At 48.3% G+C, this 16,719-nt stretch carries 16 protein-coding genes and 2 pseudogenes; 1 reads left to right on the forward strand and 17 read right to left on the reverse strand.

The window, feature by feature from the left end; genetic code table 11:
• Positions 1–20: 20 nt before the first annotated feature.
• The 14 genes and pseudogenes from ACESON_RS08360 to ACESON_RS08425 all read right to left on the reverse strand — a co-directional run.
• Positions 21–1,040, reverse strand: a pseudogene (locus ACESON_RS08360) (type IV secretory system conjugative DNA transfer family protein); the annotation flags it as partial.
• Positions 1,037–1,537, reverse strand: coding sequence for a PcfB family protein (locus ACESON_RS08365; RefSeq protein ID WP_002570687.1), 501 nt, complete (start codon positions 1,535–1,537; stop codon positions 1,037–1,039). The gene ACESON_RS08365 and the pseudogene ACESON_RS08360, both read right to left, overlap by 4 nt.
• 86 nt (positions 1,538–1,623) lie before the next feature.
• Positions 1,624–2,043, reverse strand: coding sequence for a DUF4313 domain-containing protein (locus ACESON_RS08370; RefSeq protein WP_320911503.1), 420 nt, complete (start codon positions 2,041–2,043; stop codon positions 1,624–1,626).
• Positions 2,044–2,055: 12 nt separating this feature from the next.
• A pseudogene (locus ACESON_RS08375) lies at positions 2,056–2,367 on the reverse strand (DUF5720 family protein).
• A 22-nt stretch (positions 2,368–2,389) separates the two neighbouring features.
• Positions 2,390–3,136, reverse strand: a complete 747-nt coding sequence (locus ACESON_RS08380) for a BRO family protein (protein ID WP_373109206.1) — start codon at positions 3,134–3,136, stop codon at positions 2,390–2,392.
• 36 nt (positions 3,137–3,172) lie between these two features.
• On the reverse strand, positions 3,173–4,051 hold the full coding sequence (locus ACESON_RS08385; RefSeq protein WP_154250773.1) for a DUF6017 domain-containing protein: 879 nt from the start codon (positions 4,049–4,051) through the stop codon (positions 3,173–3,175).
• A 67-nt stretch (positions 4,052–4,118) separates the two neighbouring features.
• On the reverse strand, positions 4,119–4,307 hold the full coding sequence (locus ACESON_RS08390; RefSeq protein ID WP_006059571.1) for a hypothetical protein: 189 nt from the start codon (positions 4,305–4,307) through the stop codon (positions 4,119–4,121).
• Positions 4,308–4,335: 28 nt separating this feature from the next.
• The gene (locus tag ACESON_RS08395) at positions 4,336–4,608 is read right to left on the reverse strand and encodes a DUF5720 family protein (protein WP_002589068.1); all 273 of its coding nucleotides are present in this window, start codon (positions 4,606–4,608) and stop codon (positions 4,336–4,338) included.
• Between the two features lie 11 nt (positions 4,609–4,619).
• Positions 4,620–5,549 (reverse strand): ParB/RepB/Spo0J family partition protein, encoded by a 930-nt coding sequence (locus ACESON_RS08400; RefSeq protein ID WP_154040596.1) that lies wholly within the window; start codon positions 5,547–5,549, stop codon positions 4,620–4,622.
• Entirely contained in the window at positions 5,506–6,327 is an 822-nt protein-coding gene (locus ACESON_RS08405; protein WP_178711313.1) for a ParA family protein, read from the reverse strand. Before ACESON_RS08405 ends, ACESON_RS08400 begins: the two co-directional genes overlap by 44 nt.
• A gap of 450 nt (positions 6,328–6,777) precedes the next feature.
• Positions 6,778–7,641 (reverse strand): ParB/RepB/Spo0J family partition protein, encoded by an 864-nt coding sequence (locus tag ACESON_RS08410; RefSeq protein WP_178711314.1) that lies wholly within the window; start codon positions 7,639–7,641, stop codon positions 6,778–6,780.
• 315 nt (positions 7,642–7,956) lie between these two features.
• Entirely contained in the window at positions 7,957–10,590 is a 2,634-nt protein-coding gene (gene ppdK / locus ACESON_RS08415) for a pyruvate, phosphate dikinase (protein WP_177958697.1), read from the reverse strand.
• Between the two features lie 448 nt (positions 10,591–11,038).
• Positions 11,039–11,590, reverse strand: a complete 552-nt coding sequence (locus ACESON_RS08420) for a DJ-1 family glyoxalase III (RefSeq protein ID WP_373109208.1) — start codon at positions 11,588–11,590, stop codon at positions 11,039–11,041.
• 273 nt (positions 11,591–11,863) lie between these two features.
• Positions 11,864–13,060, reverse strand: a complete 1,197-nt coding sequence (locus ACESON_RS08425; RefSeq protein ID WP_373109210.1) for a cation:proton antiporter — start codon at positions 13,058–13,060, stop codon at positions 11,864–11,866.
• 164 nt (positions 13,061–13,224) lie between these two features.
• On the opposite strand from ACESON_RS08425, the gene ACESON_RS08430 reads away from it, so the two are divergent.
• Positions 13,225–13,632: a DUF3842 family protein gene (locus ACESON_RS08430; protein WP_177958694.1), complete on the forward strand. Its 408-nt coding sequence runs from the start codon at positions 13,225–13,227 to the stop codon at positions 13,630–13,632.
• 88 nt (positions 13,633–13,720) lie between these two features.
• Here ACESON_RS08430 and ACESON_RS08435 read toward each other — a convergent pair whose 3' ends face one another.
• The 3 genes from ACESON_RS08435 to recO form a co-directional block, all read right to left on the reverse strand.
• Positions 13,721–15,109 (reverse strand): glycine--tRNA ligase, encoded by a 1,389-nt coding sequence (locus ACESON_RS08435; RefSeq protein WP_177960197.1) that lies wholly within the window; start codon positions 15,107–15,109, stop codon positions 13,721–13,723.
• A gap of 114 nt (positions 15,110–15,223) precedes the next feature.
• Positions 15,224–15,877 (reverse strand): hypothetical protein, encoded by a 654-nt coding sequence (locus ACESON_RS08440; protein ID WP_373109212.1) that lies wholly within the window; start codon positions 15,875–15,877, stop codon positions 15,224–15,226.
• 197 nt (positions 15,878–16,074) lie between these two features.
• A complete protein-coding gene (gene recO / locus ACESON_RS08445) occupies positions 16,075–16,719 on the reverse strand; it encodes a DNA repair protein RecO (protein ID WP_177960199.1) in 645 nt (214 codons plus the stop codon).

The following is a 16,719-nucleotide window of genomic DNA, read 5'->3' on the forward strand; positions in this document are numbered from 1 at the left end:
AGTCACTTAGAGCATATATCACCGGCAGCCAGCTTGTACTTCTTGTACTGACGGACGGCGAAGTGGTTGGGCTTCTCGGCTTCCAGTGCATCAAACATCAGGTCTACGGGGTTTTTGAACTCCTCGTCATCCTCACGGACTTCCATGGCGTTGATGAACTCGATGAGGGTAGAGAAATTCTGCTCCTCTACCGGGGCCTCATAGTGGATATAGCCAATGAGTGCGCAGTACAGCAAGGTTTCTGCTTTTACCCAAAAATCGTCTCCGGCCTTGCCTTCGCCTTTGGTATTGGCGATCAGCGTCGTGACCAGCTTCAAGATGTCCTTTTCGCTATGGATATAGGCGAAAGGGTTATAGTGCATTGATTTTCGAAAGTTGATGGTATTTAGGACCTTGATGCGGTACGGCTCATAAATGACCTTACCGTGCTTATCCTTCATGGGCTTTCCGTCTTTCCCCAGCTTGGGTGCGCCCCTTTGGAGCATTTTTCCGCACTCCACCAAAATGGTTCCCTTCGGATCGGTGACTACATAGGACGAGTGCATCTGCATCAAATTCGGTTTGAGCCAGAAGCGGGTCTTACCGGAACCGGAGCCGCCGATCACCAGTACATTTTTGTTTCTGGCGGTCTTTGGGTCCTTGGGGCGGCTGTTCATGGTCAGGCTTTCGGTTTTTGTGAGAATGACATTGTTCTGGAACACCGGGTCGATGTAGGGAGCAATATCCTCACGGGTTCCCCAACGGGCAGAGCCATACTCCATGCCGTGACGGTACTTCTTGGCGTTTTTACTTTTGAGATACACCGCCAGACGCAGGCCAGCACCGCAGCACAGCCCCACCAGCAGATCCAACGGGTGCAGGCTGGGCCAGAAACTTTGCAGCGCCCCAGGCAGGACAGCAAACAGGGAAAGGAATTTCTCTGAAGCATTTGCCCCCTGAGCCAGTCGCCATGCCTCCCCGAAGTTGGTAGCAAACAGCCCCATCAGGAGATAGGGCAGGTTCAGCAAAACGAGCTTTTTGATGTCAAACTGCTTTTTCATCGTTCCAGCTCCTTTCGCTTGGTGCGGTCCACCACGGCATTTTTGACCATCTCTTTGAACTGACTGAGTTTTGCCAGCACAGACGGGCGTTCCGTTTTCTCGGCCTTCTTGACCTTTTTGCTGGTGTACTCGGTAAATGCAGCGGTCAGCGCATCGGCGTCACGGCCCTTGAAAAAGATCAGGTACTTGGGTGGGGAGCTGCTGCGGTCTTTCTTCACCGCATAGTCCACACCATATTTCCGGGCGATCTTCTCAAATTCCTTGATGGAAGGGTCTGTGATCTCAATATTGGAGATCCCCTGATTCTGACCAATGAGCTGCTTGACGGTCTGTTTGCCGTGGGGGGTCACAGGAGCGTCACGGCTTCTCTGCTTTTGCAGCTTCTTTTCCTTACAGTGGGCCATGTACTTGCTGATGGCAGCTTTAAGCAGCCGACCGGTGAACTTTGTTCCACTGACAACCAGCGTTAAAGTCCTGTTTTCCACTTCTTCCTGCATTTTCATCGCCTCCTTTCCACAGAGTGTGCAGGGGTGGTGCATTTCTTTCTAAGGCGGAACCACCAGCCGCCGGAGAAGATATTTCTTTATCGCTCCATCCCTCGGCTCTTTTTCTTTACCGGCTTCTTATCCGGCAGATTCCACTCTTTCCGAAACTCTGCCACACCTTTGGGGTCAAATGCCTTCAACTTCTCCAGATCAAAGGCAACGGCAGAATATTTTCCATAACCGGACTGCACCTGGTAGGGAAGCACCTTCCCCAATTTGTTCTCTTTGATGAATCGCTGCAGGTCCTTGCTGATGTCACCGGAAATAAACGCCTCTCCGGGGTCCAAGGAATACCCCGGAAGGTTCACCGTCATATCTGCAAACGGTTCCGCCCCATCTTCTGTATGGGTAATCATGCCGATATAAAGCCGCTGATTATTCGCATACATCCCAAGTTGCAGCGATATGGTTTCTTCCCCATATTCCCACTTGAAGGGTACTTTCTTTTCCTCATTCATATCGGATACCTCCTATCGTATCTGTTCTTTGTGGTCATAAAACAAATCTCCATTTCTGACCTTTGCATGGCTGAGAATTTTGATCTGCCCCTTTGCCTGACTGTCCAGCGCTTTTTCATAGCCTATATCTGACAAAAACAGGCGGGTCCGTTCTCCTTTTCAGCCCACCGGGGAGTCATCGGTCAGCACATCAAAAATAACCATGTGCCGGGTATTCTCCGCAAATCGCTGAAGATCCATGTAGTCATGGCCGTGGTAGTTCTGCGCCCCGGCCTTCTGGCGCATTTCTTCCATCAGCTGACCGATTGTTTTGCCTTCCTGCATAAAACCCACTTCCCTTCCGTTCTTATGAGACCAGCAAGATCATCTCCCGAAGCTGGGCAAAATACAGCTTGCCTTGCGGAGTTATCAGCGTATAAGAACCGGTATGACCGTGATTGCAGTAGTCCTTTACACAAAACAGCCCTTCATTGGCTGGCTTTGCATAGGGCAGTACATTGCCGGACGCAGTGCGGTACACAAAACGCTTTTCCAGAAGAAATCGGACAAAGCGGCGTTCCGGGACAGCAAGCTCTTTGGCAGTAGTTCTGAGATTGGTGCTATGCTCCAAATCAATAAACAGGTCATAGAAAGCGGCTTTACCCTCCAGCTGTGCGTTTGCTATGCGCAGAGATACATTCTCCTCTCGTTCAGCCAGGAGATCTGAGCAGAGCTTGAGCAGTGCCTCCGGTGAAGTGGCTACTTCCCATAGCTTTTCTTTTGTGAGATAGGACCCATACTTGCGAATGGTAGGAAGAACCTCGTCAAAGACCCATTTTTCAAATCGTTCTGCCGATGGCAATTTGCTGTGGACAATCAAGCGATACAGGTTTCCTTCGCTGATGAATTTAGCTTTCTGTTTACGCCCCAAATTATCGGTGAGGTGGTAAAACGCCACCCCATCTTCTCTGCAATGTGTCTTTAGGGCATTTACTGTATCTTTGTATCCCAGAGATTTTGCAACATCAGCGCCGCAAAACAGGTATTTCCCATTTTCCTCGATTACTCGAATGCTTCCAAACTCTGGACTATTGAAAACCTCAATCTGATTCATGCTGTGCCTCCTTTGGTGTAATACAAAAGCGGCCGATTACCAGCCGCCTGCGTGCATATCGTGGTTGACCAATGAAGTGAAGTGATTGTTCATGGTGGTAGGCGCATTGAACAGCACCGCGAGCAGGTACTGCTTGATGTTGCGTACCTGAGTGGTGTTCTTTTGCAGACAGTCCATGACAAACTCGATGTGAGAGCTGTCCAGCTTCAAAAAGCGGGAGCGTACAATCTCGTGAGGAAAGTCCGCACCAGAGATCCGGGTGGTCTTTCGTTTGGCACAGACCGTTTCTACCAACAGCTCTACAATCTCATTCAGGTCATCCAGGTAGAGAGGATAACGCTGCTTCAGACAGTCATACTCGATATTCTCCAAAATCAATTCCCGATAATTTTCTATCTCTGTGACAGACATCGCATCCCTTCCTTTCCGTTCCGGCGGTATTGCCGCCGCTGTTTCCCGGAAGGGGATGGAATCGGTATTTGATCCATGAGTATTTTGTTTTTGGGTATTTGATTTCTTAGTATTTAATTGTGTTGGATTTTCCGGTAACGGATTTACCGCTGACGGGTTTACCGTTATCGGGTTTTCCGACGACGGCTTATCCAACATCGGTTCTCCCTCGATGGGACGCTCAAAAATGGTATACTCATTGGCTGCGAATTTACCAGAAGCATCAGTTGTCTGTCTGCGCCGAATGTATCCGGCTGTTTCAAGCTCATTGACAGCAGAGCGGATTGCATCTTTGCTTTCTCGATTGATATAGCTGAGTCCTGACAGCGTATAATCCCAGTCATCTGGCAGAGATAACATCTGCGACAAGAGACCCTTTGCCTTCAAAGAAAGCCGTTTATCCTTTAGATGGAAATTGCTCATAACCGTGTAATCGCCAGTGCGTTCTACACGAAAAACAGCCATTTACTTCACTCCTTTCATTTCTCAGGTATGAAAAAAGCCGCAATTCATAAGAGAATTGTGGCAGCGGTTAGGGTCTGTCTGTATCTTTTTTCTTGCGTCGGTAGGGGCGTTTTGGCATTGGTGGTTTATCAAACAGATCCCTTTCCTGAGAAAATGGTAAGGTTTGAAAAACACGGTCAATCTCGGTGGATTCCATATCACGCTGTGAGCGGCAATCTTCTTGAATAGCTTCTCGGATTTCTCTTACAGTACACATATTCATTCCTTTCCTTTCGTTGTATCGGTTATGAACGACGGTGTTTTTTAGGCTTGAAGTCGAGAATATGCCCCTCAATAACATGAGCATATCTCTTAATTTTGATTTCTCGACGCTGCTGGCTTTGCAGAGCTGACTGATACCCGTCCTCTGTGAGAAAAAGCCTCATTTCGTCACCGGGTTCTCCATAAGCAGTAGGGCGCAAGACAGTAAACTCAATCATCCAGCAAGTGCTGTCCCAAAATCGCTCCACTGCAAGAATGTTGTGGCCTTTCAGCTCCCTTGCTGCAATATCTTTCATAGGCTCTCCCTTCATCGTTCCTGATCTCGTTGGCGTTTTTTCTGCCATTGTTCTAGCAGTTTAATAATGGTTTCCTGCATTTTGGCCGGTGTATAGCTTTTGGGGAAATACTTTCGCAAGGTATCGCTGCTCAAGGTCACTTTATCCAGATCACCCTTTTTTTCCTCTGACATGATGGCAAGCATCACATCTTCTGACAATTTCCCATCCTGGCTGAACTTTTTCATTCGCTGAGCCTGAGAGAGAGAAGGGGTAGCCTGCTCATAGTCCATTGTTTCCACCAGCATTTGCTGTTCGTCCGGTTTCAAAAAAGAGAGTTCATAGGCTGGATTAAATGCGATTTTCTTTTCATCCACCATATCCAAAAGCTCTGGAATCAGCTCAGTCAAACGAACATATCGCATTACCTGGATACCGCTTCGTTCACCGGCTTCTTTTGCCACCTGGTCTCTGGCGCTCAACTTCTGTTCAACTTGAACAGAAGTCAGGTCTGTTCTTGCTCCCTGATGTTTAATGGCTTCCAGCTTCATTTTGTAGGCAAAGGCCCTTTCACTGGGGAGCAGATTTTCTCGCTGCAAATTGCTGTCAACCATAATAATTGTGGCAGCATCGTCATCCAAGTCGCGCACAATGACAGGCATGGTTTCTTTTCCGGCCAACTCGCTGGCTCTGCGGCGTCTGTGTCCGGCTACCAGCTCATAACTGCCATCAGGCAGAGGTCTGGCAATCGCAGGAACCAACACGCCATACTTTTTGATGCTGTCTGCGGTTTCTATCATTGCATCATCATCCTTGACCTTGAAGGGGTGATCCTTGAACGGATGCAGTTCAGATAGGGGAATTTCCTGGATTTTTTCCAGTTGCTCGTCTTGCCGACTTTCTTCAGTAGAAAACAGGTCATCTACTGAGGCCAGCTCTATTTTTTTCGCGCTGCTTTTCAAGTTTCATCACCTCCTGGGTCAGATTCTTGTAACCCTCGGCCACTTTGCCCTTGGGGTCATGGGCAAAAATACTCTTGCCCTCGGCACTGATTTCCTTTGCTCGGACAGAATGGGGAATCTCAGTTCCGAACACTTTGATTTTGCTGCCGTAGGTTTCTCGCAGCAGAGCCGCAATCTCCTTGGCAAAGTTGGTGCGGTTGTCCACCATCGTCAGCAGGATACCGTCGATCTGGAGCTTGGGGTTGATCTGCCGTTTCACCTTATTGACCGTCTGGAGCAGCTGTTCCAGGCCCTTGGCGGGCAGATACTCCGCCTGGACGGGGATTATGACCCTGTTGGCAGCCGCCAACGCATTGACCGTAAGCATCCCCAGGGAGGGCTGACAGTCAATCAGGATATGGGAATACTGTCCCTTGAGCGTGTCCAGGTATTGCCGCAAGATGGTCTCACGGCTCATGGCGTTCACCAGGGAGACCTCCATGCCGGAGAGCTGGATGTCGGCAGGCATCAGGTCAACGCCTTCCGGGTGGTGCAGGATGCCCTCGTCGGGGCGCATCGGCTCGTCCATCAGGATACGGCCCATCGCGTCGGACAGAGTAAAGGGCAGCTTGTCCGGCTGGGGATGGCCCAGGCTGATGGTCAGGCTGCCCTGCGGGTCTCCGTCGATCAGCAGAACTTTCTTCCCCGTCTGCGCCAGCCCGATACCCAGATTTGCGCAGGTGGTTGTCTTGCCAACGCCGCCTTTCTGGTTGGCGATGGCGATAATTTGTGTGTTCATTTCAGTTTCCTCCTGTGTCTTGAACAGAAGATGGAATGTAAAGAGGGTAAACTACCCCCTTGGGTTTTCTTAAAATCAAGAACATTTCGGCATCCTTTTGATTTAGGATTCATTTATCACGGTTCTGTACCGGACACTCCCATTGCCTGCGACGCTTTTAACGCTCGGACTGTGGCTGAGTGTAAGTTTTCCCCCTGTCCCTGGATCGTGGCCTCAAGTTATCAAGCTCTTTACCGGCGATAGGGAAGTCGCTCGACCCGTAGGCGTCATGGCGTATCACCGGAGTGGCTCTCCGAGGGACGGTTGTACCTGATGTTCTTCTGAATTTTCAAGGTCCACGAGATGTAACTCTCACTTGTAGGCCACGGCAGAGGCCGTTTGTTGCGCAAAAAATAAAAAAAGGAGCAGAAAATTTTTCTGCTCCCTGTTGTGACAAGGTATAATGACCTTTTATTGTGTGTAGCCACGCTTTTTACTCCAATTTCTAATCAACAGTAAAATCGTGTTGTGCATCTGTTCACTATTGTAATGCGAGGGGAAATACTGCTTGATTTCTTCTTCTTCAACAATCATCGGCTCTCTCTGGTTTGGTTTCTTTTCCGATAAGATACAAACCAAGTAATCTTCTGTAAAGTCTGATTCACTGGCCTTTTCTCGGATGGCTTTTGCCTGAGAAATAGATGGGGTTGCTTTTAGTGCTACCATTACCTTATATAGTAGCTTCTGTTGCTTCTTGTCCAAGTAGGAAATAGATACTGCTGGATTCAATGCCATTTTTCGATTATCAACCATTTCAAGGATTTCTGGTATCAATTCAGTAAGACGGATATAGCGAGAAATTTGGTTGCGACTTTGACCGACTTGTTCAGCAATTAACTCTCTGGATTCTTTTCCGACACACTTCCGCCCAAGTTGGGCGGAAGTAAATCCTTTACGCCCCTGATGGCTCATAGCTACCAACTTCATTTTGTATGCAAAGGCTCTTTCACTTGGGAGAATCGTTTCACGCTGAAGGTTTGCATCTACCATGTTTACAACTGCCTCATCATCCGTCATAGACCGGACTAAAACAGGCATCTCAGAGTAACCCAATACTTCACAAGCCGCTTTGCGTCGATGACCAGAAATTAGTTCATAACAATCCTCACCAATCTGGCGAGCCACCGCTGGATGAATTACACCGTGAATTTCAATGCTCTCAACAAGACGCCGAAATTCCTCATCGTCTCGTACCTGAAAGGGATGATTCTTAAATGGCTTCAGTTGTTCCAAGGGAATGTTTTTTACTGCTTGCCTTTGATCGTCTCGTCTCATAATGGCCTCCTTTACTGAAAGCTGAATTCGTCCAAAATTACGGAATTGGCTGCTGTGAAAATAGCAGCGAGCATGGACAAAATGTATTTTTGAAATCAGAATACATTTTTGCGTTCCCGTTTAGATTTGTACAAACAGCCCAAAATAACAACAAAAACCCCCCGCACATTGCCCAATTGGGAATGTACGGGGGTTTTGGTGATTAGATATAAACCTCCACGGTCAAATCATGCCATTTTGACGGTTTTATGCCGTATCCATGGGATTTATAGAAGGTTTGCGCTTCATCAAATCCAATGGTGAATGACAGAACTCTTACTTGCGGGGGTTCTTGATAGCAGCCTGCGCTGCTGCCAGTCTTGCAATCGGAACACGGAACGGTGAGCAGGAAACATAGTCCAGACCGATCTTGTGGCAGAACTCTACGGAAGACGGATCTCCGCCGTGCTCGCCGCAGATACCTACATGCAGTTCCGGACGTACCGGCTTACCTAACTCGATAGCCATCTTCATCAGCTTGCCTACACCTACCTGATCCAGCTTTGCGAACGGATCGTTCTCAAAGATCTTAGCATCGTAGTAAGCATTCAGGAACTTACCTGCATCATCGCGGGAGAAGCCATAGGTCATCTGAGTCAGATCGTTGGTACCGAAGCAGAAGAACTCAGCCTCTTTTGCAATATCATCTGCAGTCAGAGCTGCTCTCGGGATCTCGATCATGGTACCAACCTGATATTTCAGCTCAATACCTGCTGCTGCGATCTCAGCGTCAGCGGTCTCTACTACAAAGTTCTTTACATACTTTAACTCTTTAATGTCGCCAACCAGCGGAATCATGATCTCCGGCTCTACGGTCCAGTCGGGATGTGCCTTCTGAACGTTGATTGCTGCGCGGATAACAGCCTTGGTCTGCATCTTTGCAATCTCCGGATAGGTAACAGCCAGACGGCATCCACGATGACCCATCATCGGGTTGAACTCGTGCAGAGAAGCGATGATATTCTTAATGGTCTCAACGCTCTTGCCCTGTGCATCAGCCAGTTTCTTAATATCTTCCTCTGTGGTCGGAACGAACTCGTGTAACGGCGGATCCAGGAAACGGATACATACCGGGTTGCCCTCAAGAGCCTCATACAGCTTCTCGAAATCACCCTGCTGCTCCGGAAGAATCTTCTCCAGAGCTGCCTCACGCTCTTCTATAGTCTCAGAACAGATCATCTCACGGAAAGCGTCGATTCTGTTGCCCTCGAAGAACATATGCTCGGTACGGCAAAGACCAATACCCTCAGCGCCCAGCTCTCTTGCTTTTCTTGCATCAGCCGGAGTATCTGCGTTGGTTCTTACTTTCAGTCTTCTGTACTGATCAGCCCATCCCATAATTCTGCCAAACTCACCAGCAATGGTAGCGTCTACAGTCGGGATAATGCCATCGTAAATCTTACCGGTGGAACCATCGATGGACAGAGCATCGCCCTCGTGGAATTCCTTACCAGCCAGAACAAATTTCTTGTTTTCTTCATCCATAGCGATATCGGAGCAGCCAGATACGCAGCAGGTACCCATACCACGTGCAACTACTGCAGCGTGAGAGGTCATACCGCCACGAACAGTCAGGATACCCTGAGCAGCCTTCATACCCTCAATATCTTCCGGAGAGGTCTCCAGACGAACCAGAACTACTTTCTCGCCTCTTGCAGCCCACTCTTTTGCATCTTCTGCAGTGAAGACAATCTTACCGCATGCAGCACCCGGAGAAGCAGCCAGAGCTTTTGCCAGCGGCTCAGCTTTCTTCAGTGCCTCAGCATCAAACTGCGGATGCAGCAGAGTATCCAGGTTACGCGGGTCGATCATGGCAACTGCCTCTTCCGGAGTTCTCATGCCTTCATCTACCAGATCGCAGGCGATCTTTAATGCAGCCTGAGCGGTTCTCTTACCATTTCTGGTCTGCAGCATGTACAGTTTTCCGTGCTCAACGGTAAACTCCATATCCTGCATATCTCTGTAGTGATTCTCCAGAGTCTTGCAAACCTCGTTAAACTGTTTGAATGCCTCCGGGAACTTGTCAGCCATCTCGTTGATATGCATCGGAGTACGAACACCTGCTACAACGTCCTCACCCTGTGCATTGGTCAGGAACTCACCGAACAGGCCCTTCTCACCAGTAGCCGGGTCACGGGTAAATGCAACACCAGTACCACAGTCATCACCCATGTTACCGAAAGCCATGGACTGTACGTTTACAGCGGTACCCCAGGAATACGGGATATCGTTGTCGCGGCGGTATACGTTTGCACGGGGGTTGTCCCAGGAACGGAATACTGCCTTGATTGCGCCCATCAGCTGCTCCTTCGGATCATCCGGGAAGTCTGCGCCGATCTTATCCTTGTACTCAGCCTTAAACTGATTTGCCAGTTCTTTTAAGTCGTCAGCATCCAGTTCAACGTCCAGCTTAACGCCCTTTTTCTCCTTCATCTCATCGATGAGGGTCTCGAAATATTTCTTGCCGACCTCCATAACAACGTCGGAATACATCTGAATGAATCTTCTGTAGCAGTCCCATGCCCAGCGTGCATTGCCGGACTTCTCAGCGATTACATTAACAACCTCTTCGTTCAATCCCAGGTTCAGGATGGTGTCCATCATACCCGGCATGGATGCTCTTGCACCAGAACGAACAGATACTAACAGCGGATTCTCATGATCACCGAACTTCTTGCCGGTAATCTCTTCCATCTTGCCGATATATTCATTGATCTGGGCCTGGATCTCCTCGTTGATCTCACGTCCATCTTCATAATACTGTGTGCATGCTTCTGTTGTGATGGTAAAGCCCTGGGGTACCGGAAGACCGATGTTGGTCATCTCAGCCAGGTTTGCTCCCTTACCGCCAAGCAGATTTCTCATGCTGGCATCACCCTCGGTGAATAAATAAACCCACTTATTTGCCATTGGTTTTTCCTCCTCATACGTGTAGATATCCTCTACAGGTTTTTACCGTTCCCGGCTGCTCCTCTTTCGCTTCCCTTTACTTAAGTCCTAAACTACCTTCTCTGTTTTCTGTAAAGCTGCTGCCGCTTTTATGGCGCCGAAAGAAGGCCCTGAAACAGTCCGTACATAGTATACCATATTTTACCGCTGAGTAAAGAAGTTTTCTTTAAAAAAACAGGAAAATTTTGTACAAATTTCTGCAAAATTCGGTGTAAGCACTTCCAATTTCTGTCATTTTCGCATATAGATTTTTCATTCGTATATGCGAACAGTTATTTTCTTATTCATTCTGCTGTTACCCATTTTTGCTTTCCTGTCTTTTTTTCTTTCCTCATTTACCTTGCGCCTTCACCGCTCGCGCTTCTGCTTTTTCCTCAGCTTTTCCTTCCAGCCAGATCATACGTCCATCTTAGGCGTACTGAATCGTTTTTTTCAAATCATCTGCCGTTTTTTCATCTATTAAAAGCTTTACCAGCTCCAGCCCCAGATCCAGGGCAACGCCAAGTCCCTTTGCAGTTGTAACATTCCCATCTGTTACCACGCCCTGATCAACCACAATTGCTCCGTTTAACTCTTCCTCAAAACCAGGGAAGCAGGTGGCCCGTTTTCCTCTCAGAAGGCCGTGATGTCCCAGAACCACTGCCGGAGCCGCACAGATTGCTGCAATCCGTTTTCCTGCCTGATTCTGAGCCTTCAATGCCTGAATCAAGGGTTCACACTGGGAAAGATGAACGGAGCCTGGCATTCCTCCCGGCAGGAAAATCACATCTGCATCTGAAAAGTCCACCTCACCTACGGCTGCATCCGCCTGAATTCGAATTCCGTGAGAAGTGACAACCTCTCTATCTTCCTTTGCCGCCACTAAAACTGTGTCAATCTTGCTGCGGCGCAGCAAGTCCACCACTGCCAGACACTCCACTTCTTCTGTTCCGTCCGCAATCATTGCATACACTTTTGCCATTTGAATTTCCTCCTTTTGTTTTATCAAATTTTGTTCTGTCATGTTTTGTAACTCAAAGGGGCAGGAATTTTTCCTTCTTCCCAAAAACCGGGAATATTTTACTTCTGTCGATATTTCTCTGTCTGTATTACAGCGCTGTATTTCAGCACAGTGAAATACTTCTATACTTTCCCTCAGAATATTCCCGTGGAAAAATAACGCCTCGGATACTTCTATTATACCTTATATTCTTTCCATGGAAAACGAAAACCCAAAATTATTATTTGAAAATGATTATTCCTTTTTTAAAAGAAGCCGATAGGTTCCGTCCATTCCCAGCGCTCCCAGAGGAGCCGTAATCAAAATTGCCAGCACAGCAACCGACAGAACGATTTTTCCGCAGGGAAGTCCCAGCGACATAGGCACTGATCCAATAGCCGCCTGAACCGTAGCCTTAGGCAAATAGGCAATGACGCAAAACAATCGCTCTTTTTGGTTCAGACTTGTACCAGCCATGCAGAGAGCCACACCCACACTGCGGAATACCAGGGCCAGCGCAATCATAAGCCCTGCTGCCAGTCCCGCCTCCAGCGTATAACGGATATCGACTGCAGCTCCAACCAGGACAAAAAGCAGTACCTCTGCCGCCAACCACAGCTTTCCGAATTTCTCCGACAGGCGCTTCGACACAAAGGCCGTGCTTTTCATTTTCAAAACACAGGCCATGCTGGTCACTGCCAGAAGTCCGGAAACAGAGATAATTCCCTTCAACCACTCCTCTGCCGCCACCAGAAGAAAAGAAGTTCCCAGCACAATAATCACCTTCATGCTGTTGCGCACATAGTGCTTTCTGGCATAAGCTGTTTCAAAAAACAGAGCCAGCAGCCATCCTGCTGCGGCTCCCAGGAGAATTCCCAGAAGAATAGATACTGGAATATTTAAAAAATCGGTTACTCTGGCCTGTCCGCCCTGAGCCATACTGACAAAGGTAGTAAATACGACAATCACAAAAATATCATCGCAGGATGCGCCCGCCAGAATCATCTGGGGAATGCTTTTTTCTGTTCCGTACTTTGACTCCATCAGCTGAACCATTCGGGGCACCACCACAGCCGGAGAAACGGCTGCAAGCACAGCCCCCATCACCGCCGCCTCCATCCGATTTACTGGAAGAAGCGCCGGAGCAAACAGGACAAAGGCCAGAATTTCAAAGCTTGCCGGCACAAAAGCCATCATTACCGCCGGACGTCCTACTTTTTTTAAGTCTGACAGATTCAGGGAAAGACCTGCCTTTAAAAGAATAATAATCAAAGCCATTTTCCGCAGATCCGCAGAAATAGAAAGAATCAGCGAATCCAGAAGATTCAGGACAAAGGGCCCCAGAACAATTCCCGTAGCCAGCATGCCAATGATTCTGGGAAGCCGGATCTGCTGACACAGGGCCGCCATCAGAAGACCGGTAAGAAAAATAAGTGCAAGAGATGTAAGCATGGAAATCTCCTCCTAGTTGTATAACCTAATCTCATTATAGCAAAACTTCTGTTTATATGATACAATTGTTGGAAATTCGTAACCGTTCAGCCATGCATGTTCCTATCTGAAGCTTCGCTGGACTGAACGGTTACCAAAAATTACAGCATAAAGGACAGCGAATCATGAAAAAAATTACTATTATTGACGGACAAGGTGGACGCATGGGAAAAGCCCTGATCGAACATCTCAAACGGGAATTTCCAGAACAGGAGCTGCTTGCCATCGGCACCAACAGCATAGCCACAGCATCCATGCTGAAGGCGGGAGCTGATTATGGCGCAACAGGAGAAAACCCCGTGCTTGTAGCAGCACGGGATTCTGATATTATTATTGGGCCTATTGGAATTGTAATTGCAGATTCACTTTTCGGAGAGGTAACCCCTGCCATGGCGACAGCTATAGGGCGCAGTCAGGCCAGTCAGATTCTCATGCCGGTAAACCGGTGCAATCACCACGTGGCCGGCTGCGAAAATCTGTCTATGAACGAAATCATTCACCGCGTTATCGAGCAGGTTCGGGAGCTGCTTTAAAATACCGAAACCGCTGCAGCACAGATCTCTCACATCTATGCCGCAGCGGTTCTTTATATTTACATATTCGTAACTGTTCAATTTCATCTTAAAAACGGAACTTATCCTCAAAGTAATTCTTCAGCTCTGCAATCGGAACGCGAACCTGCTCCATGGTATCGCGGTCACGAACAGTTACTGCGCCGTCTGTCTCAGAGTCAAAGTCATAGGTAACACAGAAAGGAGTACCAATCTCATCCTGCCTTCTGTAACGCTTACCGATATTGCCTCTGTCATCGAACTCACAGTTGTAGTATTTGGACAGCTCGGCGTATACCTTCTCAGCGCCCTCATTCAGCTTCTTGGACAGAGGAAGGATACCTACCTTCACCGGTGCCAGAGCCGGATGGAAGTGAAGAACAGTACGAACATCGCCGCCCTCTAACTCTTCCTCATCGTATGCAGCGCACAGGAATGCCAGAGTTACACGGTCTGCGCCCAGAGACGGCTCTACTACATAAGGAATGTATTTTTCCTTTGCCTCATCGTCAAAATAGGACATATCCTCGCCGGAAACGTTCTGATGCTGGGTCAGGTCGTAGTCGGTTCTGTCTGCAATACCCCACAGCTCGCCCCATCCGAACGGGAATAAGAACTCGATATCCGTTGTTCCCTTACTGTAGAAGCACAGCTCCTCCGGAGAATGATCGCGAAGACGCATCTCGTCTTCCTTAATGCCCAGAGCCAGCAGCCAGTCACGGCAGAAGCCTCTCCAGTACTGGAACCACTCCAGATCAGTGCCCGGCTTACAGAAGAACTCCAGCTCCATCTGCTCAAACTCACGGGTACGGAAGGTAAAGTTTCCGGGAGTAATCTCGTTACGGAAGGATTTACCAATCTGACCGATACCAAAGGGAACTTTCTTTCTGGAGGTACGCTGTACGTTCTTGAAGTTTACAAAAATACCCTGAGCAGTCTCCGGTCTTAAATAAACCGTGTTCTTTGCATCCTCAGTAACGCCCTGGAAGGTCTTGAACATCAGGTTAAACTGACGGATATCTGTGAAATCATGCTTTCCGCAGGTAGGACAGCAGATATTTTTCTCTTCAATAAAGTTCTTCATCTCTTCCTGAGACCAGGCGTCTACAGAACCTTCAATCTCGATATGGTTCTCTGCCAGGTAGTCTTCGATCAGCTTGTCAGCGCGGAAACGCTCCTTACATGCCTTACAGTCCATCAGGGGATCGGAAAAGCCGCCCAGATGACCAGAAGCAACCCAGGTCTGGGAATTCATCAGAATCGCACAGTCAACACCTACGTTGTAGGGGCTTTCCTGAACAAATTTCTGCCACCATGCTTTCTTTACATTGTTTTTCAGCTCTACACCAAGATTACCATAATCCCAGGTGTTGGCAAGACCGCCGTAAATCTCGGAGCCGGGATATACGAAGCCTCTGCTTTTTGCCAGTGCTACAATTTTTTCCATTGTCTTTTCCATCTCAGATATCCTCTCTTTTTATATGATGTTGGGGGCCGAACCAGAATACCGCTCTCCAATAAATCGGAACTCTGTCCTTTGTCCCCTGGTATCTTTCTATTTCCTAAAGCCCTTCTACTGAAATACGATGCAGTTGGTTCCCTCAGATGTAATCACCGCATTACTGGCCTTCACCCGAACACCTTCTGTCACAAAGGCAACGCCGCCCTCTACATAAACAGTGCCAGCTCCCTCTACAATCACAGCCTTGTTTTTGCTTTCACCGGTTACAGAAGCAAGTTCTGCATCCTTTCCGGCTGCTGTGAGAAAGGTCATGCCTTCCAGCTCTCCGGCCAGCTCTGCTGCCGTCCCCACGGAAAGACCAGTAATGGAGTGGGTATTATCTCCATTTTCTGTTGAAAAATTTACAAAATCATCTGCAGATGCATACTCAAAAACCAGCTTTCCAGTCTGTCCCTCCAGACTGCAGCTTTTCAGCGCCGTGGGAAGCTTTTCCTGATCCTTTTCATTTTCAAAAGCCGCCGCTCCTCCGTGCTCTGTATTGTAAGAAGTCACAGCCTCCTCCACATAAGAAGACAGCCCCTCCACCGTGTAAAGCTCATTGGGCTTATCGGAAGTATAGACCATGGCGCTTTCCACAGCCAGTTCCTTTGTCACATAGATGCTGTTTTCGTTGGCATTCCAGGTTCCCTCCTGCTTCTGTCCGCATCCGGCCAGAACCGCACAGGAAAGAGCTGCCGCTGTCAGCACAGCACAGTTCTTTTTCATAACTATCCTCCTGAATCCTCCAGCGCTTTCCAGCGCACAGATATTTAGGATTATACCCGTAAATGATAATATTTTCAATACCTGCAGAAAAATTCCTGTGTTTCTCGCCAGTTCTGCGTTACTGTTCACTGGAAAACCAGTAAACAGTAACGGTTCTGCCCCATCAGTCCGGACAAATCATGCTCCAGGCAGCTGCATTACATCATCTCCAAAATCTCCAGGGAGTGGAAGGAACGGTCAATAAACCGCTTTTTGTTTCTGTCTACGCAGAACTTCAGCTCCTTTTGCACCTCTGGTGTCAGCACAAACGTATAAAGACTTTCCAAAGGGGAGAAAATGATATATTCCCATGCATAGGCCGCGGAATCGCTGACCTGACAGGGCGGATGCTCCGTATACTCGCCGCTTATTGTCATGGCTCGAAGTTCAAAAACCAGCTGAACCAGACTGTTGGGAAGAGACGGCTTTAACAGCGCCCGAAGAGACTGATACAAAAGCAGAAGCAGCTCCCCTGCATCCATATTTTCCCGGCTGTAATAATCGGCAAACTCCAGAAAATAGGAGCCATAACAGGCTGATTCCACATCCTGGGAAAGCTCTGTAAAATAATTGGAAATCTCTGCTCCCTGAAGACTGTAAGCCTCCCGCCCCTCAAACAGGCGGAACTGACCGAAAACAAAGGGACGGCTTACTGCCATCAGCTGGTTCCCCGGCCTTTTCGCGCCTCTGGCAAAGGCTGTGATTTTTCCCCGTTCCCGTGTGAGAATCACCAAACGCCTGTCATATTCTCCAGAAGGAGTGGCCTTTAATACCATTCCGGTCAGATTTGCCGTTTCCCTCAC

It is taken from the genome of Lachnoclostridium sp. Marseille-P6806 (genome assembly GCF_964238185.1).
In the GTDB taxonomy this organism is placed as follows: Bacteria; Bacillota; Clostridia; order Lachnospirales; family Lachnospiraceae; genus Brotaphodocola.

Bases quoted from the DNA above. Each gene is read 5' to 3' on its own strand.
- ACESON_RS08365 (WP_002570687.1), bottom strand. From the start codon at position 1,537: ATGCAGGAAGAAGTGGAAAACAGGACTTTAACGCTGGTTGTCAGTGGA.
- ACESON_RS08370 (WP_320911503.1), bottom strand. From the start codon at position 2,043: ATGAATGAGGAAAAGAAAGTACCCTTCAAGTGGGAATATGGGGAAGAA.
- ACESON_RS08380 (WP_373109206.1), bottom strand. From the start codon at position 3,136: ATGAATCAGATTGAGGTTTTCAATAGTCCAGAGTTTGGAAGCATTCGA.
- ACESON_RS08385 (WP_154250773.1), bottom strand. From the start codon at position 4,051: ATGGCTGTTTTTCGTGTAGAACGCACTGGCGATTACACGGTTATGAGC.
- ACESON_RS08390 (WP_006059571.1), bottom strand. From the start codon at position 4,307: ATGTGTACTGTAAGAGAAATCCGAGAAGCTATTCAAGAAGATTGCCGC.
- ACESON_RS08395 (WP_002589068.1), bottom strand. From the start codon at position 4,608: ATGAAAGATATTGCAGCAAGGGAGCTGAAAGGCCACAACATTCTTGCA.
- ACESON_RS08405 (WP_178711313.1), bottom strand. From the start codon at position 6,327: ATGAACACACAAATTATCGCCATCGCCAACCAGAAAGGCGGCGTTGGC.
- ACESON_RS08410 (WP_178711314.1), bottom strand. From the start codon at position 7,641: ATGAGACGAGACGATCAAAGGCAAGCAGTAAAAAACATTCCCTTGGAA.
- ppdK (WP_177958697.1), bottom strand. From the start codon at position 10,590: ATGGCAAATAAGTGGGTTTATTTATTCACCGAGGGTGATGCCAGCATG.
- ACESON_RS08420 (WP_373109208.1), bottom strand. From the start codon at position 11,590: ATGGCAAAAGTGTATGCAATGATTGCGGACGGAACAGAAGAAGTGGAG.
- ACESON_RS08425 (WP_373109210.1), bottom strand. From the start codon at position 13,060: ATGCTTACATCTCTTGCACTTATTTTTCTTACCGGTCTTCTGATGGCG.
- ACESON_RS08430 (WP_177958694.1), top strand. From the start codon at position 13,225: ATGAAAAAAATTACTATTATTGACGGACAAGGTGGACGCATGGGAAAA.
- ACESON_RS08435 (WP_177960197.1), bottom strand. From the start codon at position 15,109: ATGGAAAAGACAATGGAAAAAATTGTAGCACTGGCAAAAAGCAGAGGC.
- ACESON_RS08440 (WP_373109212.1), bottom strand. From the start codon at position 15,877: ATGAAAAAGAACTGTGCTGTGCTGACAGCGGCAGCTCTTTCCTGTGCG.